13 protein-coding genes are annotated in these 20,349 nt (G+C 58.2%); 8 read left to right on the top strand and 5 right to left on the bottom strand.

Annotated features, from left to right (window positions below; translation table 11 throughout):
- Window positions 1–202 precede the first annotated feature (202 nt).
- The 7 genes from putP (at window position 203) to ACYZT6_RS23810 (ending at window position 11,408) form a co-directional block, all read left to right on the top strand.
- Entirely contained in the window at window positions 203–1,687 is a 1,485-nt protein-coding gene (putP, locus tag ACYZT6_RS23840) for a sodium/proline symporter PutP (RefSeq protein WP_462028880.1), read from the top strand.
- Window positions 1,688–2,035: 348 nt separating this feature from the next.
- Entirely contained in the window at window positions 2,036–4,054 is a 2,019-nt protein-coding gene (locus ACYZT6_RS23835; RefSeq protein WP_462028879.1) for a type VI secretion system Vgr family protein, read from the top strand.
- A complete protein-coding gene (locus ACYZT6_RS23830; RefSeq protein ID WP_462028878.1) occupies window positions 4,044–4,781 on the top strand; it encodes a DUF4123 domain-containing protein in 738 nt (245 codons plus the stop codon). The genes ACYZT6_RS23835 and ACYZT6_RS23830 overlap by 11 nt, the downstream gene beginning before the upstream one ends.
- Entirely contained in the window at window positions 4,781–9,580 is a 4,800-nt protein-coding gene (locus ACYZT6_RS23825) for an RHS repeat-associated core domain-containing protein (RefSeq protein WP_462028877.1), read from the top strand. The genes ACYZT6_RS23830 and ACYZT6_RS23825 overlap by 1 nt, the downstream gene beginning before the upstream one ends.
- Window positions 9,577–9,996, top strand: a complete 420-nt coding sequence (locus tag ACYZT6_RS23820) for a hypothetical protein (protein WP_462028876.1) — start codon at window positions 9,577–9,579, stop codon at window positions 9,994–9,996. The genes ACYZT6_RS23825 and ACYZT6_RS23820 overlap by 4 nt, the downstream gene beginning before the upstream one ends.
- A 443-nt stretch (window positions 9,997–10,439) precedes the next feature.
- Window positions 10,440–10,763 carry a hypothetical protein gene (locus ACYZT6_RS23815; RefSeq protein ID WP_462028875.1) on the top strand — a complete coding sequence of 108 codons (324 nt, stop codon included), beginning with the start codon at window positions 10,440–10,442 and terminating at the stop codon, window positions 10,761–10,763.
- A gap of 147 nt (window positions 10,764–10,910) precedes the next feature.
- Window positions 10,911–11,408: a hypothetical protein gene (locus ACYZT6_RS23810; protein WP_462028874.1), complete on the top strand. Its 498-nt coding sequence runs from the start codon at window positions 10,911–10,913 to the stop codon at window positions 11,406–11,408.
- A 19-nt stretch (window positions 11,409–11,427) separates the two neighbouring features.
- Here the strand turns inward: ACYZT6_RS23810 and ACYZT6_RS23805 are convergent, their stop codons facing one another.
- Window positions 11,428–11,841: a hypothetical protein gene (locus ACYZT6_RS23805; RefSeq protein WP_462028873.1), complete on the bottom strand. Its 414-nt coding sequence runs from the start codon at window positions 11,839–11,841 to the stop codon at window positions 11,428–11,430.
- 170 nt (window positions 11,842–12,011) lie between these two features.
- Here ACYZT6_RS23805 and ACYZT6_RS23800 point away from each other — a divergent pair, with 170 nt between their 5' ends.
- Window positions 12,012–12,848: a 23S rRNA (adenine(2030)-N(6))-methyltransferase RlmJ gene (locus tag ACYZT6_RS23800; RefSeq protein WP_462028872.1), complete on the top strand. Its 837-nt coding sequence runs from the start codon at window positions 12,012–12,014 to the stop codon at window positions 12,846–12,848.
- Between the two features lie 83 nt (window positions 12,849–12,931).
- Here ACYZT6_RS23800 and msrA read toward each other — a convergent pair whose 3' ends face one another.
- The 4 genes from msrA to aceF all read right to left on the bottom strand — a co-directional run bounded on the left by msrA (window position 12,932) and on the right by aceF (window position 20,346).
- Window positions 12,932–13,579, bottom strand: a complete 648-nt coding sequence (msrA, locus tag ACYZT6_RS23795; protein WP_461983788.1) for a peptide-methionine (S)-S-oxide reductase MsrA — start codon at window positions 13,577–13,579, stop codon at window positions 12,932–12,934.
- Window positions 13,580–13,820: 241 nt separating this feature from the next.
- Window positions 13,821–16,514 carry a sensor domain-containing phosphodiesterase gene (locus ACYZT6_RS23790; protein WP_462028871.1) on the bottom strand — a complete coding sequence of 898 codons (2,694 nt, stop codon included), beginning with the start codon at window positions 16,512–16,514 and terminating at the stop codon, window positions 13,821–13,823.
- Between the two features lie 192 nt (window positions 16,515–16,706).
- Window positions 16,707–18,101, bottom strand: coding sequence for an alkaline phosphatase D family protein (locus ACYZT6_RS23785; RefSeq protein ID WP_462028870.1), 1,395 nt, complete (start codon window positions 18,099–18,101; stop codon window positions 16,707–16,709).
- Between the two features lie 271 nt (window positions 18,102–18,372).
- Window positions 18,373–20,346 (bottom strand): dihydrolipoyllysine-residue acetyltransferase, encoded by a 1,974-nt coding sequence (gene aceF, locus ACYZT6_RS23780; RefSeq protein ID WP_462028869.1) that lies wholly within the window; start codon window positions 20,344–20,346, stop codon window positions 18,373–18,375.
- Window positions 20,347–20,349 lie beyond the last annotated feature (3 nt).

Below are 20,349 nucleotides of genomic sequence, written 5' to 3'. Positions count from 1 at the left end.
AGGTTGCACCTTATTTGCTTTGTTGAATAGCATTCGCGGCCAAGGTGCAACCGGTCACAAAAGACAGGTGCACCGGCTGATGGCTTTCCTGGGGAAACATCAGTCATAAATGCGCGGGACCTGAAATCGTCTGTCAAACGTCGTCGTTTGCGCGCGGTTCACCAGCCGCCGCTACATAAAAACAAAGCCAGGGCGTAACTTAATGAGCGTAAGTAATCCAACACTGATCACGTTCGTGATCTACATCGCAGCAATGGTGCTGATCGGCTTCATGGCCTATCGCTCCACCAACAACCTTTCTGACTACATTCTGGGCGGCCGCAGTCTGGGCAGCGTCGTGACTGCATTGTCCGCCGGCGCCTCCGACATGAGCGGCTGGTTGTTGATGGGCCTGCCGGGCGCCATCTATATGTCCGGCCTGTCCGAAAGCTGGATCGCCATCGGCCTGATCGTCGGTGCTTACCTGAACTGGCTGTACGTCGCCGGCCGTCTGCGTGTGCAGACCGAACACAACGGCGATGCATTGACCCTGCCGGATTACTTCTCCAGCCGTTTCGAAGACAAAAGCGGCCTGCTGCGGATCATCTCTGCCGTCGTGATCCTGGTGTTCTTCACCATCTACTGCGCCTCCGGCATCGTGGCTGGCGCCCGTCTGTTCGAAAGCACCTTCGGCATGTCCTACGAGACAGCGCTGTGGGCCGGTGCTGCGGCGACGATTGCCTACACCTTCGTCGGTGGTTTCCTGGCAGTGAGCTGGACTGACACCGTACAAGCCACGCTGATGATCTTCGCCCTGTTGCTGACGCCGATCATCGTGCTGCTGGCCACCGGCGGTGTTGACACCACGTTCCTGGCCATCGAAGCGCAAGATCCAAGCAACTTCGACATGCTGAAAAACACCACCTTCATTGGCGTGATTTCGCTGATGGGCTGGGGCCTGGGCTACTTCGGCCAGCCGCACATCCTCGCGCGTTTCATGGCGGCGGATTCGGTCAAGTCGATCGCTAACGCTCGTCGTATCTCCATGACCTGGATGATCCTGTGCCTGGGCGGCACCGTCGCTGTAGGTTTCTTCGGTATCGCTTACTTCTCGGCGCACCCGGAGCTGGCCGGTCCTGTGACCGAAAACCATGAGCGTGTATTCATCGAACTGGCGAAAATACTGTTCAACCCATGGATTGCCGGTGTCCTGCTGTCAGCCATTCTGGCTGCCGTAATGAGCACCCTGAGCTGCCAGTTGCTGGTGTGCTCGAGCGCCCTGACCGAAGACTTCTACAAAACCTTCCTGCGTAAATCCGCTTCCCAGGTTGAACTGGTCTGGGTCGGTCGCGCCATGGTGCTGCTGGTTGCCCTGATCGCCATCGCGATGGCCGCTAACCCGGAAAACCGCGTACTGGGTCTGGTCAGCTACGCCTGGGCCGGTTTCGGTGCTGCGTTCGGTCCGGTTGTCCTGATCTCCGTGATCTGGAAAGACATGACCCGCAACGGCGCACTGGCCGGCATCCTGGTCGGCGCGATCACCGTGATCGTGTGGAAACACTTCGAACTGCTGGGTCTGTACGAAATCATCCCTGGTTTCATCTTCGCCAGCCTGGCGATCTACATCGTTAGCAAACTGGGCGCGCCGACTGCCGGCATGCTGCAGCGCTTCGCTGCTGCCGAGGCTGATTTCCGCCTGAACAAGTGATCGGGATGAGCTGATGCTCTGACCTTTCGCCGAACATGAAAACGGCCCGCTTCCTTTGGAGGCGGGCCGTTTTTTTGTTTGCGGGAAGGTTTGGTGTTTTTGATGGCCCCTTCGCGGGCAAGCCTCGCTCCTACAGAATCACAAATCCTGTAGGAGCGAGGCTTGCCCGCGAAGAGGCCATCAGCTGTAACACACTACTTTTGTGGGAAATGTCTGTAGCCAAACACCCATATTTTTGAAGGATAAATCTCTAAAAAAGTAGGGCAAATCTGATTTTCCTGTCCCTCCCTCAACACCCCTTGTCGCTCATGCAGAATCGCCCGCCTTCATTCTGCAGAGACACATCGGATGTTCGCTCCTGCCAATCAACCGCGTTTCACGTTGACGATCGACGGCGTCCAGAATGAGCTCAAGGTGCTTGAGTTCACGGGCACGGAAGCCATCAGCCAACCCTACCGCTTTGACCTGGAACTGGTCAGCGAACGGCCGGACATCGAGCTCGAAAGCCTGCTGCATCGTCAGGCCTTTCTGAGTTTCGATGCGCAAGGTTGCGGCATACACGGTCAGATCTTTCGTGTCGGTCAAAGCGACTCCGGGAAACGTCTGACGGGCTACCAAATCAGCCTCGTACCGCGGCTGGCCTACCTCGGTCAGCGCATCAATCAGCGGATCTTCCAGCACAAAAGCGTGCCGGCGATCATTGCGCAGGTTTTCAAGGACCATGGCATCCAGCGCGATGCGTTCGAATTTCAACTCGGCAGCGACTACTCACCGCGCGAGTACTGCGTGCAGTACGCCGAAAACGACCTCGCGTTTATCCAGCGGCTGTGTGCCGAGATCGGCATTCATTACCACTTCCAGCACAGCCCCGACGGGCATCTGCTGGTGTTCGGTGACGATCAAACGGTGTTCCCGCGTCTGCCCGAGCCGACGCTGTACCTGCCGGGCAGCGGAATGGCGGCGGATGCGCCGGCCATCAAGCGTTTCAACGTACGCCTGGAGACCCGTACCACGGCGGTCACCCGTCGCAATTACGACTTCCAGAAACCTCGTCTTTCCCTTGAGAGTCGGGTCGACAGCGAACAGCGCCCGGTGCTGGAGGATTACCACTTTCCCGGTCAATTCACTGATCGCGAGCATGGCAAACAACTGACGCAACGAGCGCTGGAACGGCACAACGCGGACTTCCGCCAGGCCGAAGGTCGTGGCGACGATTCTGCCTTGGTCTGCGGACATTTCCTGCAGCTCGCCGAGCACCCGCGTCAGGCGTGGAACGATCTGTGGCTGATCACCGGCATCGAACACCGTGGCCGACAGCCGCAAGTGCTGGAGGAGTCGGCCACCAGCGACGACCCGGATGATTTCCAGGGCTATCGCAATACTTTTCTGGCGACGCCGTGGGACGTTTCGTTTCGTCCACCGCTAGGACCGGAAAAGCCACGCATGCTCGGTTACCAACCTGCCGTGGTCACCGGTCCGGTTGACAGCGAAATCCATTGCGACGAGTTCGGTCGGGTCAAGGTCCAGCTCGCCTGGGACCGCGACGGTCAGCTCAACGAACATTCCAGTTGCTGGCTGCGGGTCGCCACTGGCTGGGCCCACGACCATTACGGCAGCGTGCTGATACCACGAGTCGGCATGGAAGTGCTGGTGGGGTTCATCGACGCCGATGCCGACAAGCCGCTGGTGATGGGTTGCCTGCCAAACGCCGCAACACCAGTACCGCTGGATCTGCCCGCCGACAAAACCCGCAGTATTTTCCGCAGCCAGAGTAGTCCAGGAGGCGGCGGTTACAACGAATTGCGCATCGAGGATCGCAAAGGCGCCGAGGAAATCTACCTGCGTGCCCAGCGAAACTGGACTCAGCATGTGTTGAATGATCAACAGGTGCAGGTCGATAACGCCCGCAGCATCGTCGTCACCGGCACCGCTCGCCATGAATTGAAGGCCGACGAGCAGCGCATTACCCACGGTCAACGCCAGGCCGAAGTGAAGCTCGACGATCACTTGGTGGTGATGGGTGATCGGCACATCCGCGTGAACAGTCAGGCGCTCAACGCCAGTCAGCAATTCCATGTCAGCGCCGGTCAGCAAGTGGTGATCGACGGCGGCGCCAGCGCGACGATCCAGGCGGGCGGGCAGTGGATCAACATCGGTCCCGGCGGGATTTTCAGCAGCGTGCCGATTCAGGTCGGCGGCGCGCTGATGCCGGCGATGACCGCTGTGCCTGTGTCGCCTAATACACCATTGAAGCTCGTCGCCGCACCAGCAGCGCTGCTGAGCGCCGCACAGATCATGAGTCTGCAAAGCGACGCGCCGTTCTGCGAAGAATGCGAGCGCTGCAAGGACGGTGTCTGTGCAGCCTGATCGCTTGTCACCCCACGTCTGGCTGGAACGCCAGCTGCTCAAACCTGGCGAGCAGTTGTTTGCGATTTTCGGCAATGCCAGTGCTGCGCAGCCGTTCAACGCCTGGCAACACGCGACCACAGCACAAGCGCCGAGTCCGATCTGGGCCGACACGGCCTACGCCGAGTGGGAACCGGTGATGCCCTATGTCGGAATCGTCGCCGCTGGCAGTGAGTTTCTGGAGTGGGTCGCGACGACCGAGTCCCGTGACTGGGGTTGGCTGGCGGTTTCTTCTGCTTCTCAAGAAGCGCTGGTCGAGCATCTGCGCAGCCTCACTCAAGTGCTATTGCCCAACGGTAAAGCGGTGTTTTTTCGCTTCTGGGATGGGCGTTATTTGCTGCCGATTCTTCAGTCCGCCGACGTTAACGCCACGCAATTAATGCCGGTGATTGATCGCTGTTTGATCAATGGGCAGCCGCTCGATATCGGCGGCAGTGCGTTGAAAACTGCCAGGGTTTTTCCATGGTGGGAGGTTTCTGATTCGCTGCTCGAAGAACTCGCCACCGAGTCCGCGACAACCCGTATCAACAACTTGATGAAGTGGTTGAGTGAGAACCGTCCTGATCTTTTTGAGGCGCTTTCAGAGCACGTATTGCGCCACAAGGTCGCGATCTTTTTGCAGACGCCGGATCTGCCTCAAGCACCGAAACAAGACTTGGTGGATTACCTGATGGCGGAGCTGAACTGATGGATCAGATTTTGCGCATCGAGCAGGAGCTCGACGGTTTTAAAGACACGCTGAGTTTGTATCGCCAGCAACTTGCCGGCTTTTTGAGTCGGAATGCGGACAGGGTCAGCAGGGCTGCGGACATGCCGTCGCTGATGGACATGGAGCGGCTTGTAAAACTCGGCAACACCACGACGGCGGTGAGCAGTGCTGACGATGATTTTTTCTCCAGTGTTGCGCAGTGTCCGGCAAATGGAATTCTGGAGATCGAGAGCAAGTTTGAATCGGTCTATGACATTCCACTGGGGAATATTTCGGTTGATGTGATTGCCGTTGATGGCGGTGAAAGCAAGCCTGTCAGGCTCGATAAAAATGGTAAAGGACAGTTCGAAGGCACGCCGGGCAAGTTCTATCGCGTCCATGTTCAGAGCGAAGTGACCCCGGCACAAATCAAGGATCTCTTTGCCTCTTACGATGGCCTGACCTCAGAGCTGGAAGGTTGGCTGCGCACGGAGTGGGAGGGGTTCAAGCCGCAATGGTCGCAGTCGGCGTTTGCTGCCGCTGGTAACGGAATACTCGCGGGAAGTTGGGCTGCTGTCATTGGCGTGTGGGACAGCATCAGCCTGCTGTCGGACATTCTTCAGGATCCTGGCAAGTTCGTTGGTCGCTTGGGTAGCGGTGCTGCCCAACTGTCCGAGCTGGCAGAGAAATTCCCGGCAACGATGGAAAAGGTCCAACTGCTGGTCAGTGATGAAGCAGCCCTTTGCCTGTTGCTGCGTACGGCCAGCCTTTGGTTGGAAATGCTGCCCCCCAGCGAAATTGCCGGCAAAACGGCCGAAGCGGTTTCAACCGTCGTAGTGCAACTACTCATCGATATTCTGATCGGGGTAGTTCTGACTTTTGCGGGTGCAGGTGCAGGCATTGCCTATTTGGGTATGCGCCTTGCCAACTATGGCGCCCGAATCGTCGACGCTGTTGTGGGTTTCGTCAAAGCCATCTTCAACATCGTCAACAGCTTCATTACTTACGTGGATCGCTACAAAAAAGTGGCCGCACGCGGTGTGGCGGCGGGTCTGAAAAAAGGTCGCATGCAATTGCGTTGGGATGCCAAACGCAACACCACGCTCAAGCAAAACGAACACCACGACGACGCCTCAAAGCAGGCCACAAACCCCAACGGCGACAGCGCCGATTCCGTCGATAAAACCGCCACCAACAAATGTCCGGTATCGATGGTCACCGGCGAAGAACTGCTGACCCTCACCGACGGTTCGCTGGACGGCATCCTGCCGTTCGATTTCACCCGGCTCTATCGCACCAGCGCCGCCGAGATCGATGCCGGCCTCGGATTCGGCTGGAGCCATTCGTTATCTCATCGGCTGGAAATCGACGACGACACCGTCATCTGGATCGACCACGAAAACCGTCGCACCGCTTTCCCGTTACCGAGCAGCGAGCGTCCGGCGATCCACAACAGCCTCTCGCGCGCCGCGATTTACCTCGGCAATGAACCCGAAGAACTGATCCTCGCCCAGGCCGGCGACGAGGCACGGTTCTACCACTTTCATAACGGTTTTCTTACAACGATCAGCGACGCTTACGATAACCGACTGCGCATCGCCCGCGACCGCCAGGACCGCATCCAGCGCCTCGACAACGGCGCTGGCCGCGCCTTGCTGCTGCGCTATGAGCGCAGTCATCTGGTCGCCGTCGACTATCAGGTTTTCGTTCCGGCTCAAACCCTCGAAGAAGCCTGGCAGACCGAGCAAACACTGGTCTGTTACCGCTACGACGAACGCGCCCGACTCATCGAAGCCACCAACGCCGCTGGCGAAAGTGAGCGTTACGACTACGACGATCGGCACGTCATTCTCCAGCGACAACTGGCCGGTGGGGCGAGTTTCTTCTGGGCGTGGGAACGGTCCGGCATAGCGGCGCGCTGCGTCCGCCATTGGGCGTCGTTTGCGCAGATGGATGCGTGCTACGTCTGGGATGATGCCGGCAGTGTCACCGTGCACAACCTCGACGGCAGCAAAGAGGTTTACGTCCACGACGAGCGGGCGCGGCTGGTGCGCAAGGTCGAACTGGACGGCGGTGAACAGCTCAAGGCCTACGACGATGAAGGCCGGCTGATTGCCGAGCAGAACCCGCTCGGCGCCGTCACTGAATACCGTTACGACGAAGTCGGACGGCTTGTGGCGCTGATTCCGCCTGAAGGCGAACCAACGTCCTACGAGTACCGCAACGGTTTCCTGCACGCGCGCTATCGCGGCAAAGCCGTCTGGAAGTTTCAGCGCAATGCCCAGGGCGACATCACCGAAGCGAGCGACCCCGACGGCCAAATCACCCACTATCACTACGACGAAAAAGGTCAGCTGCTGTCGATCCGTTACCCGGACAGCAGTCGGCATGTGTTCGTCTGGAATGGTTTGGGGCAACTGGTCGAAGAGACGCTGCCTGACGGTGGAGTACGGCGGTTTTCCTACGATGCGCTGGGGCGGCAGATCACCCGCCAGGACGAACATGGTGCGGTCACCAAGTCGCAATGGGATGCCGTTGGCCGACTGATCCAGACGACGCTGCCGAACGGAGCCGTTCGCGGTTACAGCTACAACGCCTACGGAAAAATCACCGCCGAACGCGATGAGCTGGGCCGCGTTACGCGCTACGAATACCTCGACGATCTGCACCTGGTCAGTCGCCGCCTCAATGCCGACGGCACCCAGCTGAAGTATCGCTACGACAGCGCGCAGCTGCTTCTTACCGAGATCGAAAATGAATCCGGCGAAAAATATCGCCTGGACTACACGCCCGGCGGATTGATCCGACAGGAAACCGGCTTCGACGGCCAGCGCACCGCGTACGCCTACGACCTCAACGGTCATCTGCTGGAAAAAACCGAGTTCGGCGACGACGGTTCGCAGCTCGTCACGCAATACGAGCGCGATACCGCCGGCCGACTGCTGATCAAAACCCTGCCAGACGGCATCAAGGTCGAATACCGCTACGACACCCTCGGCCGACTGATCGGCGTCGATGACGGCTACGACCATCCATTGGAATTCGAGTACGACCAACAGGATCGCCTGATCACCGAGCACCAAGGCTGGGGTACGTTGCGCTACGGCTACGACGCCTGCGGCCAACTCAATCGTCTGCGCCTACCGGACGGCAGCAAACTCGATTACCACCACGTCAAGGGCGGGGCGCTGACCGCGATCGACCTCAATGGCGCGCGGCTCACCACCCACCAATTTGCCTTCGGTCGCGAACAACAACGCCAGCAAGGCCAGCTCACCAGCCACTACCACTACGACGAACAGGGCCGACTGCAAGCCCACGCGATCAACCAGCAAACCCGACCGCTGTACATGCGCCATTACGGCTACGCGGTCAACGGCAACCTCGCGACCATCGCCGACAGCCGCCAGGGCCAGCGCAGCTATTACTACGACCCGCTCAACCGCCTGACCCGCGTCCGCCACACCCGCGACGACCCACCGGAAACCTTCGCCCACGACCCGGCCGGCAACCTGCTGATGCAGGACCGGCCGGGATTGGCGACCGTTAAAGGCAATCGCCTGCTAATGCAAGGCGACCGGCATTACGACTACGACGCCTTCGGCAATCTGGTTCGTGAACGCCGCGGCACCGCGCAAAAACTGGTCACCGAATACCGCTACGACTGCCAGCACCGATTGGTCGGCGTCACGACCCCGGACGGAAGCAATGCGAGTTATCGCTACGACGCCTTCGGCCGCCGCATCGCCAAAACCGTCGACGGCAACACCACCGAGTTCTTCTGGCAAGGCGACAACCTCATCGCCGAAAGCAGCCGCGAGCACTACCGCAGCTACCTCTACGAACCCGGCAGCTTCCGCCCCCTGGCCATGCTCGACGGCAAAGGCCCGCGCAAGGCCTGCCCGTTCTACTACCAACTCGACCACCTCGGCACGCCGCAGGAACTGACCGATTTTGGTGGCGAGATTGTCTGGTCGGCGAAGTACAACGCCTATGGCAAAGTCACTCGCCAGACGTTCGGCGGGGGAGAGCAGCTTGAGCAACCGTTGCGGTTTCAGGGGCAGTACTTTGATGCCGAGAGCGGCCTGCACTACAACCGGCATCGGTACTATGATCCGGAGGTAGGCCGGTACCTGACGCCGGACCCGGTGAAGTTGGCGGGTGGGCTGAACCAGTACCAGTACACGCCGAATCCGACGGGGTGGGTTGATCCGTTGGGGTTGAGCGGGAATTGCCCGCAGTCGGGTAAGGCCGGGTGTGAGGCGCCGGATGATACGACTGGGGTTAAGGTTGATGAGGGTGAGCCGGCGCTGCCGAGGCTGACGGGTGATCAGCGGAGGGCGCGGATTGATGAGTTGGCTGAGGCGAATGCGAAGCGGCGTGTTGAAGAAATGGAAGCAAAATATGATATGCACACAGTCAAAAAACACAGCTCAGAAATATCTGACCAAGCGCTCAAACAACGAGCAGTTAATGGGGCCGATCCTCATACCGGTGAGGTTCCGAAAGGTGCCAGAGGGAACTTGAGCTCTCAATTCAGAAACTGGCGTATGCATTTGGGAGCATTGAATAAAGCTATGACAAGGGAAGCGTTAGGTTTGAGCCCGCATACAGGGAAGGACCAAAATAAAAATCCGATCGTAAGGATGGAGCTTCCTGGGGCCGGGCGTGGTTATAAACCGAACAAGAAAGACGCTCGTAACCCAACACTAAATGAAGATCTGAATTGGTTTGAAGTTAAGTTTGATAAGGATAATTTGCTGCGGCCTTTTACTGCTTTTCCTTCGGAGAGAAAATGATGTTGCGAGATCCATTTTCAAATGAAGAATTTCAACCTGATTTGATGTGGTTTATTGGCGTTTTTGATGTTTATGATCGCGAAGAAACTCGGGGGGCAGAACTGGAAATATTTAATCCTAATGATCGCTTTGACAGAGCGGAGCTGATCAAAAGATACAGCTTGAATTTAGGTTATCTGTCCTATCGACATAAGCTCGTGCTGCTGGATTTTCTAGCGGAAAAGCTAAGCGATGCGTCTTATGATTTTCAGAGTTTGTTTGATATAGATGAAGAAGAGGCAGGGAGTTGGCCGCGTGGCGAGTGGTATGCATTGGAAGATCCCCGTGGATTTCTTCAAGATGTCTATATTTTGGCTCAGGAGACTTGGAAGGAAGATCTTCTTTTAGCGAGCCTTGAAGATCGGGCCAACTGGTGATGGAAAAGGTGGTGCCTGTCATTCTGGAATTCCACGTGTCGGCATTCTCAATGCCAATTGCCAACACTACAGAATGTTTAAGTATTGTTTAAGGTTCACGTAACTATTACGAAATTTCCGGGCAAGTTAATCGGAAATTTCCTTCAAGTTGTGGCGGCTTCCATGAACTGGTGGGCGATGGGTTGCAGGGATAGTCTTTGGCTGTCACTGCGCAAGTGGTGGCAGGGTGTAGGAGCCCTCTCTCATGATGCAACAGATCTGTCGTTTGATTGCGGCACTTAACTCGTGTCCATATGATCGTTTGCGGCGGCTGTGCGCGGGACACGCTTCGGCGTGGCCGAGGTTCATGAGTGATCGGTACTCCTACTCCTGCGCATGGCTGCCACCCAAACCTGTAGGAGGGGGCGTTTGGCAGCTCATTTTCATACTCATGGAATTTACAAATGACGACGCTAACGCCAGATCCTCCTTACGAAAAACCAATCCCCCACCCCGATAACCGCTTCATGGCCCTCACCGGCAACTGCAACGACATGCCCACGCTGTTCGTCGACACTCACGCGCCGCTCGATGTTTTATATGACGCTGCCAGCTATCGAATCCGCGCCGTCACCCAGGTGCTTGAAAACCTGTCCATGCGCGGTTCGGTCGAGTGTGAGTCGTTCATTCTCAGTGATTTCTCTTTGCTCTGCGCCATCCCGTTGCGCGATGGCTGTGATGTGCTGGATGTGATTGGGCGGCGGTTGCGGGCTCGGCCTTCGGAGTAACGTCGCAGAATGATCGTTCCCACGCTCCTGCGTGGGAATGCAGCCCGTGACGCTCTACGTCACATCGGTGTCGGACTCGAAGTTGGCGGTGTGGCTGAAACACAGAACGGCGCGTTAAAAGTCGTTTCCTGAAACAAGAGGGTAGGTATGTCGGGTCAACAGCTAACACGGGCGTTAATCGAAGAATGGGCCTACAGCGATATCGTCATCGATGCCTATGAAAGTGGCGATGATGGCGATGCGGCACGCTTTGAAATCGCAGTCTTTGAATTTTTCGGCGTCAAAGGTCTGCTGGATTTTGCCGCTGATCCTGCCTGTCTGGCACGGCTATATTTTGTTGACTTGCTGGCAAAGACGTTTCTCTGGATGTTCAGAAATAACGCGGGTCTACCTTTTCATTCTTCTCGTTTTCTTGGAATTATGTCGAGAGAAGACTATCGGCGTATGAACGAGGAGCGGGAGGATAAGATTTATGAAATCTGTCTTGTCCTGGACAGTATGCGATCCATCAAGGATCCCGCGATTCAGTCACTTTATAAGCAGACACTTGATTTCAGACATGACCAAGTCAGCTGTAGCTCGGAGTTTTATTATCAGTGTTTGAAAAATCTGGATCTCAGTCTGTTCAGCACTAATCTGACGTGAACGGAGGGTTTTCAGAAGCTTATTCGGTAATGAATTGATCCTGGGTCTTGATGAAGGCGTCAAACGCCGGCGAGTTATAAACGTTCAAGCATCCATGCATTACCAGCTTTTTGTCCGCATATTTGCTGACAGATGAAGTGTGGTCATAAGCATTAATTACGTAGGCTTGGGTATCCATGTAAGGGTCATGTATGACCTTCAAGGTGTCTTCATCCTGAATCACGGTATGCATGCCGTTACCCATGAAGGAATAAGCACCCGCCGATCGCCCGATGTCTGCTTCTAACTCGGACTTCTCTTTAAAGTGCTTGAGGATGCAATGGCTAAACCCGTAATTTTTTAAGGATTGACGTGCCTCTGCAATGTGCGCGTCGTCAGCAAAAGCGTGGCTTGCCGACAGTAAATAAACAAACGCAGAACATAGAATTCGCATCGGTTTTTGACTCCCTGTCATTGGTTGGGGTGAGTGTGTCGCTCGGTGGGTCAGGAGTATGTGCCGGTCGCAAGCGCACTCGCCAGCGGATTTTCGTCTGGCCGCTCGGCTGCCACCCCTGACGTTCAGCCCCGTACAAGGTAAACTTCCCGGCCTTCGCAGGAGCAATCATGAATTATCGTCACGCCTTCCATGCCGGCAATCACGCCGATGTGTTCAAACACCTGACTTTGACCCGCCTCATCGCCCTGATGTCGCGCAAGGAGCAGCCGTTTGCCTATCTCGACACTCACGCCGGCATTGGTCTGTATGACTTGCAGGGCGACCAGGCGAGCCGAACCGGTGAGTACCTGGAAGGCATTGCGCGGTTGTGGGATCAGCCGGATCTGCCAGCGCTGACCGCCGATTACATGAAGGTGCTGCACGACATGAACCCGGATGGCCAGTTGCGCTATTACCCGGGGTCGCCGGAATTGGCGCGGCGTCTGACGCGGCCGCAGGATCGGGTGATGCTTAACGAGAAGCATCCGGAAGACGGTGTGTTGCTCAAGGACAATATGGCCGGCGACCGTCGGGTGAAGGTGCATCTGGGCGAAGGCTGGCATGTGCCGCGTGCGATGTTGCCGGTGCAGGAGAAGCGGGCGGTGATGTTGATTGATCCGCCGTTCGAGCAGCTCGATGAGATGCAGCGTTGTGCGGCGTCGCTGAAAGAGGCGATTGGCCGGATGCGCCAAACCGTGGCTGCGATCTGGTACCCGGTGAAGGACCAGCGCATGTTGCGGCGGTTTTATCAGGATTTGGCGGGCTCGGGCGCGCCGAAGTTGTTGCGCGTGGAGTTGTTGGTGCATCCGCTGGATACGCCGAATAGCTTGAACGGGTCGGGGTTAGCGATTGCAAATCCGCCGTGGGGGCTGGAAGAGGAATTGCGTGAGTTGCTGCCGTGGTTGTCCAAGAAGCTTGGGCAGACCCAGGGTGGGTGGCAGATGGATTGGTTGATTGCTGAGTAGCAGCGGCAAGTTTCAAGCGGCAAGCTGCAAGTAAAAGCGTGAGCGCAGGCTTTTCACTTGGAGCTTGCCGCTTATAGCTGTCGCTAGATCGGGCAGGTAACGCCCGTACCGCCAATCCCGCAATACCCTTCAGGGTTCTTCGCCAGGTACTGCTGGTGATACGCCTCGGCGAAGTAGAACGTCGGCGCTTCGTCGATTTCAGTGGTGATTTCGCCTTTCCCGGCCTTGGTCAATTCGGCCTGGAACACTTTCTCGCTGGCCTTGGCCGCGTCCAGTTGCGTCGGGTTGGTCGCATAGATCACCGAGCGATACTGCGTGCCGATGTCATTGCCCTGACGCATGCCTTGCGTCGGGTTGTGCAATTCCCAGAACATCTTCAGCAGTTCTTCGTAGCTGACTTTTGCCGGCTCGTAGACCACCAGCACCACTTCGCTGTGGCCGGTCAGGCCGGAGCAGACTTCTTCGTACGTCGGGTTTGGCGTAAAGCCGCCGGCGTAACCCACCGCCGTGCTGACCACGCCTTCACGTTGCCAGAACTTGCGTTCCGCACCCCAGAAGCAGCCCAGGCCGAAGATCGCGAAATCCACGTCCATCGCAAACGGGCCCAGCAGCGGGGCGTCGTGGACGAAGTGTTTTTCCGGCACGGTCATGGGGGATTCGCGGCCAGGCAGAGCTTGTTCTTTGGTAGGGAGCACGTTTTTGTTCACCAGGATTTCCGAGCGCAGAACCATGATCAGTCCTCTCAGTCAGTTTGAATGTAAATTGTCAGACACGCAGTTTGCACAATGCGGGACGGTTACGCACTACCCCTGTGTGGGAGCGAACTGTGGCGAGGGGGCTTGCCCCCGTTTGAGTGCGTAGCACTCACAAGATCTTTTGTACATCAGGGATTTTGGGGCTGCTTCGCAGCCCAACGGGGGCAAGCCCCCTCGCCACAGGGATTGGAGGGGCACAGGGGATTGCAGTGTCTTGTCAGACGAGCGGGCCGCGTGGGTACCGCTTGAGCTTTTCGATCAGCTCGGCGCCGGGGATTGGCCGGTCGAACAGGTAGCCCTGGCCGACATCGCAGCGGTGACGACGCAGGAAGGCCAACTGCTCAGCGGTTTCGATGCCTTCAGCCACGACCTTGAGTTTCAGGTTGTGGGCCATGGCGATCACTGCGGAGGTGATTTCCATGTCGTCCTGGTTGTCCGGGATTTCGTGGATGAAGCTTCGATCGATCTTGATGATGTCGATCGGGAATTTTTTCAGGTAACTGAGCGACGAGTAACCGGTGCCGAAGTCATCCATGGCCAGGGTCAGGCCCAGGCGCTTGAGTTGATCGAGTTGCAAGTGGGTGTCTTCGGTAGCTTCCAGCAGCAGGCCTTCGGTCAGCTCCAGCTCCAGCAGGTTCGCCGGCAGCGCTTCTTCCTTGAGGATGTTGGCGATGGACGCCACCAGGTCCGGGTCGGAGAACTGCTTGGGCGACAAGTTGATCGCCACCTGAAGATTGCCCAGGCCAGCGGCGCTCAGGTCCTTGCTCATGCGGCAGGCCTGGCGGGCGATCCATTTGCCGATCGGGATGATCAACCCGGTTTCTTCGGCGACGCTGATGAACTGGTCCGGGCGGATCATGCCTTTTTCCGGATGGTTCCAGCGCAGCAGCGCTTCCATGCCCAGCAGGCGACCGCTGCGCAGGCACAGTTTGGGCTGATAGAACACGTCCAGCTCGTTCTGGGTCAGGGCGCGGCGCAGGTTGTTCTCGACGAACAGTTTGTAGCTGGCTTCGGCGTTCAGCGCTTCGGTGAACACCTGGACCTGGTGTTTGCCGTTGGCCTTGGCCTTGTGCAGCGCCAGGCCGGCGTTACGCATCAGGGTCTGTGGATCGCGACCGTGCAGCGGCGCGCAGGCCAGGCCCACGGAGCCGGTGACGCTGATCAGCTGGTTGTCGACGAACATCGGCTTGTCGAGGGTCGCCAGCAATTGGTTGGCGACTTGCTGGCCCATCGCGAGGTCGGTGTTGTCCAGCAGCACGGCGAATTCATTACTGGCAAACCGCGCCAGGCTGCCGCTCGGGCTCAAGCTATTACGCAGACGGCGGGCCAGGCTGATTAGCAGTTTGTCGCCGGTCTGGTGGCCGAGGCTGTCGTTGATGCGCTTGAAGTTGTCGATGTCCACCAGCAACAGGCTGATCGGCGTGTCGCTGTCTCGGGCGAAGCGTTCGTCGAGGTTGCGGATGAACGCCGGGCGGTTGCCGAGGTTGGTCAGGTTGTCGGTGTAGGCCAGGCGCTCGATGCGCTGCTGGGCGAGTTTGGTCTGGGTAATGTCTTCGTAGATGCCGATGTAATGCGTCAGCTCACGGTTGTCGCCATACACCTTGGAAATCGACAACTGGCCCCAGTAGGGTTCGAGGTTTTTACGGCGGCTCTTGAACTCGCCCTGCCAGCTGTTGCTCTTGGCCAGCGCCGAGGGCGCGTCGAACAGCAGCTCGCTGAGGTTTTCCAGCGCCGGCAGTTCCGACAGCCGCTGGCCGTGGACTTCTTCGGTGCTGTACTGGGTGATCGCCGTGAAGCTCGGGTTGACGTATTCCACCACGCCATCGCAATTGACCAGCAAAAAGGCGTTGGCGCTTTGCTCGACCGCACGCTGGAACAAGTGCAGGGCGCTGGTGGCGGTGCGGCGGTTGTGGTTGTTGATGACTTGGGCGAACTGGTCGGCCAGCTCGCCGGCGAAGGCGATTTCGTCGGACTGCCAGGCGCGGGTCGCGCCGGTCTGTTCCAGGCACAGCACGCCGACCACCTGGCCGTCGACGCGGATACTGGCGTCGAGCATCGCGTTCACATCGCGCGGGCGCAGGCTCTCGGCCATTTCCCGGGTGCGCGGGTCGCGCATGGCGTTGTGGGCGTCGATGGCGCGGCTGCTGTGCAAGGCGTCGAGGTAATCCGGAAAGCCGCTGACGTCGATCGGATCCGGTAGTTGGTATTCCCCGGAGGCGCGGTGATAGGCCGAGATCGGCACCAGCATCGAATTTTCGAGGTTCCACAGGCTGGCGCAGTCGATTTCGTAGATATCGCAGGCGCTGCGGGTGATCAGTTCGGCGGCTTCTTGCAGGGAATTATTGGTGCTGTAGCGCTGGCGGGTCAGCAGCAGGATCAAGTCTTGCTGGGCGCGCACCCGGTCCAGGTGCTGAAGTTGTTCTAGCTGGGCGCGCTGATTGAGCTCCAGGGCGATTTGCAGGCGCGAATTCTGGGTTTCCAGGTCCAGCGACGGCAGCAGCGGTTCACCGTCGAACAAGCCGTCCACGACCATCAGGTAACCGCGCAGCAGGTGGCGATTGTGTTGGCGGTAGGCTTCGCCCAATTCGAGCAGACTCAGGGAGCCTTTGGCGGTGTGCAGGTTGTAGCGGATCAAGTAATGCGGGCTGTCGCTGAGTTGTTGCTGAATCGCGTCGTGCAGTTGATAGCGCGCTTCGGGCTCCATCAGGCTGGCGTAAGGTGAATCGACCAGGGCACAAAGCTCCACGGCTGGCAGACCAAACTGTCGTTCGCAATTGGGATCGAGAAACAGGAGCGCCCAGCTAGCTTCATTCAGCCGTTCGAAACGCAGCATGCCGAGCCGCGAGGGCACAGGCAATTGCGTCACTACCTCGGCCACCATACGGCTGGCGGCATCGGGTTGGCTTTTCATTGAGGGAAACTCGCTTCGAATGTGCTGATCGCGCCGGGCTCTCGCCCTCTTTACTGTTGCCTGCGGCAAGGTTGCATCATTGCGACACTGACTGACAAGAGACATGAAGGCCAAGTGCTATAAGAATATGTCGGCAGGGGCGAAGATTTCTCCAGCAAGGGCCGAAAACTAATGCATTTGGCCTTCATTACCTTAGCGCAGCGGGATGTTGATCGATTGCAATCCCTTGCCGTTCCGGTCGTGGTAGTTGACCTGAATCTGCTCCCGATCAACCACCAGATGGGCAAAGTTGTCTTCGCTGACCACCTTGCTGGTCAATTCATGGCGGTAATCACCCGCTGCGGTTCGCGCCAGTGCCTGATCGAGAATGAAGGTGGACGCGGAGGCGTACGGCAGCAGTTTGCTGTTGCACAGGGGTGACGACACGATGGTGTGGACTTCGAAGTCCGGATCTTCGCTGTGGGTCAGGCGACTGGTCAGGGAGCCGTGGACATCGCCGGAAACGAAGATGACGTTCTTGATGCGATGTGTGCGAATCGTCTCCAGCAACCGTAGGCGTTGTTCCGGAAAGGCTTTCCAGGCGTCATCCCCGTTGAGCTTGCGGTCGGGGTAGAACATCACGCTGGTAACCACGAACTTGACCCGGGCCGGGCTGTGGATCAGCCATTTACACAACGCCTGTTCCTGCTCATGGTCGAGGATGCGTCGATCATCGGCCGACAAGTTGCGGCGGGTGCGGCTGTCGGTGACAAACCATTCAATATCGCCTTCAGAGAACTGATACCAATACTGTTCAAGTTTTCGGCTTACTTGATCGTTGGCCAATAAATCATGCGCCGGGCTGTGGCTGGCCTGGTATATCTCATAGGCTGCCATGGCGTTCTTATATAAATAAGCATCGGCCTTGCTCTCGTTGGCGGGCCAGTTATCTTCTATTTCGTGGTCGTCGAGGATCATGTAAGTGGACACGTTTGACATTAACCTGGCGATATTCGGTTGGGAAAAAGCCGCGCGATACTTGCTGAGTATTTCCTTGTATTCCCGGTCGGGAGCAATAACGTTCAGGTCATCAACATAGATTTGATCGCCGGTCATCAGCATCGCGCTAATACGCGGTTCGGCCTGCTGTGCAAGATCGGTGATCGAGGCAAAAATCCGGTCGCCCGCCTGTGGTGCGATGGCCACGCCTGCAGTAAGGCGCAGGTAGCGGCATGAGCCGACGACGTATGCCCGTGGCGTGGTGGCTTTGCTGGATTGTGTGCGAAAGCGGTAAATCTCCCGCGGCCATTGCAGCGGCAGCTCCTGAACGGTCTCCACGGTATGCACCGGACTCATGGGGCTGAACCATCCGGCCTGGTATTCGTACTCGGTGTCAGTGGTGAGGTCGTTGAGCGCAATCACATCGGCCATGTCGCGCGAGAGGGACAGTTTGGCAAATACGCCTTGGGACCAACGCTCTTCTCCAGAACACCGATAGCGAATGCCGGCAAATACCAATGAGTTGTCTTGAAGTTCGCCGCGCAGAAAAATGCGCACGTGGTTAGTTGTAGTGTGGCCAATAATAGGGCCGACAGTCGGTTTGAACATGTTCGAATCCATTCGAAATAACGCTAACTAAGCAAAATAAGTACGCAGTCTTCATAAGAGAATGCTGTCGAACTAAGCCTAGTTATTGAGCGGCAAAAAATATCGAGCGGAAGTGGACTTGAGTTGTGGGCGATGTAAGCCAGGGCTGTAGGAAGATGCTTTATTCAAGGCAAAAAAAAGCCCCGCCAAATTGGCGGGGTTGAGGTACGAGCGTGGCGCTCGGAAAACGTGGAACGCGACGGGCCCTCCGGTGAAGGAGGGCCGGCCGGTGTTACAGCAAGATGGTGCGGATGTCCGCCAGCAGGTCGCTCAGACGCTTGGTGAAGCGTGCAGCAGCGGCGCCGTTGATCACACGGTGATCGTAGGACAACGACAGCGGCAGCATCAGTTTCGGCTGGAAGGCTTTGCCGTCCCAGACTGGCTGGATGGTTGCCTTTGAAACACCGAGGATCGCCACTTCCGGCGCGTTGACGATCGGCGTGAAGCCGGTGCCGCCAATGTGGCCGAGGCTGGAAATGGTGAAGCAGGCGCCTTGCATGTCGTCAGCGGTGAGCTTCTTGTCGCGGGCTTTCGCTGCCAGCACGGCGGCTTCGGCGGCCAGTTGCAACAGGCTCTTCTGGTCGACGTTCTTGATGACCGGTACCAGCAGGCCTTCAGGGGTGTCGACCGCGAAGCCGATGTTCACGTACTTCTTGCGGATGATCGCCTTGCCGCTTGGTGCCAGCGAACTGTTGAAGTCCGGCAGTTCCTTGAGCAGGTGCGCGCAGGATTTGAGCAGCAGCGGCAGGATGGTCAGCTTGACGCCGGCCTTCTCTGCAACGGCTTTCTGAGCGATACGGAATGCTTCCAGGTCGGTGATATCAGCCGAATCGAACTGAGTCACGTGCGGAATGTTCAGCCAGCTGCGATGCAGGCTCGACGCGCCGATTTGCATCAGGCGGGTCATCGGCACTTCTTCGGTTTCACCGAAGCGGCTGAAGTCCACGACCGGAATCGGCGGGATGCCCGCGCCGCCGGTTGCGCCACCAGCGGCCGGTGCTTCCTTGGCCTTCTGCATCATGGCTTTGACGTAAACCTGCACGTCTTCTTTCAGCACACGACCGTGCGGGCCGCTTGCGCCGACCGCGTTCAGCTCGACGCCGAACTCACGGGCCAGTTGGCGTACAGCCGGGCCAGCGTGAACCTTGGCGCCCGGCTTGGCCGGTGCAGCCGCCGGTGCGGCAGGCGCAGCGGCAGCTGGAGCGGCTTCAGCCTTGGCAGCCGCTGGAGCAGCAGCTGGAGCGGCGGCCGGAGCCGGTGCCGCAGCAGGCGCAGCGCCTTTGACTTTCAGCTTCAGGATCAGGTCGCCAGTACCGACTTCGTCGTCCAGCTTGACGGAAACGCTTTCCACCACGCCAGCGGCAGGCGATGGGATTTCCATGCTCGCCTTGTCGGATTCCAGGGTGATCAGCGACTGGTCGGCGGTGACGGTGTCGCCTGCCTTGACCAGGACTTCGATGATCTTGGCCTTGCCCGACGAACCGATGTCCGGGACATGAATGTCCTGAACGCTGTCGGCAACCGGTGCAGCAGGTGCCGCAGCGGCTGGCGCCGGAGCAGCGGCAGCAGGTGCGGCGGCCTGGGCTGGCGCGGCAGCAGCAGGGGCCGCAGCACCCGCCACTTTCAGGACCAGAATCAGGTCGCCAGTGCCGACTTCGTCATTGAGCTTGACGCTGATACTTTCGACCACACCAGCGGCGGGCGAAGGGATTTCCATGCTGGCCTTGTCGGATTCCAGGGTGATCAGCGACTGATCAGCCTCGACGGTGTCGCCGACCTTGACCTGGATCTCGATGATCTGGGCTTTGCCCGCCGAACCGATGTCCGGCACGTTCACTTGCTGGGAAGCGGCAGCAGCAGCAGGCGCGGCAGCTGGCGCTGGAGCGGCGGCGGCAGGAGCAGCAGCCGGTTTGGCTTCAGCTTTTGCAGCCGGCGCAGCGGCAGCGGCAGCCGCAGGGGCCGCAGCAGCGGCACCTTCGACTTCCAGCTCCAGCAATTCGTCGCCTTCTTTCAGGCGATCGCCCAGCTTCACTTTCAGACTCTTGATGATGCCGGCCTTCGGCGCAGGCACTTCCATGCTCGCCTTGTCCGACTCAAGTGTCAGGATGCTCTGGTCGGCTTCGATACGGTCGCCGACCTTCACAAACAGTTCAATTACTTCACCTTCACCGCTGCCGATGTCAGGTACGCGAATGAGTTCGCTCACAGA

The organism is Pseudomonas sp. RT6P73 (assembly GCF_054897715.1).
The sequence above is the reverse complement of the archived record's forward strand: the minus strand, read 5'-3'. Positions and strand labels throughout refer to the sequence as shown.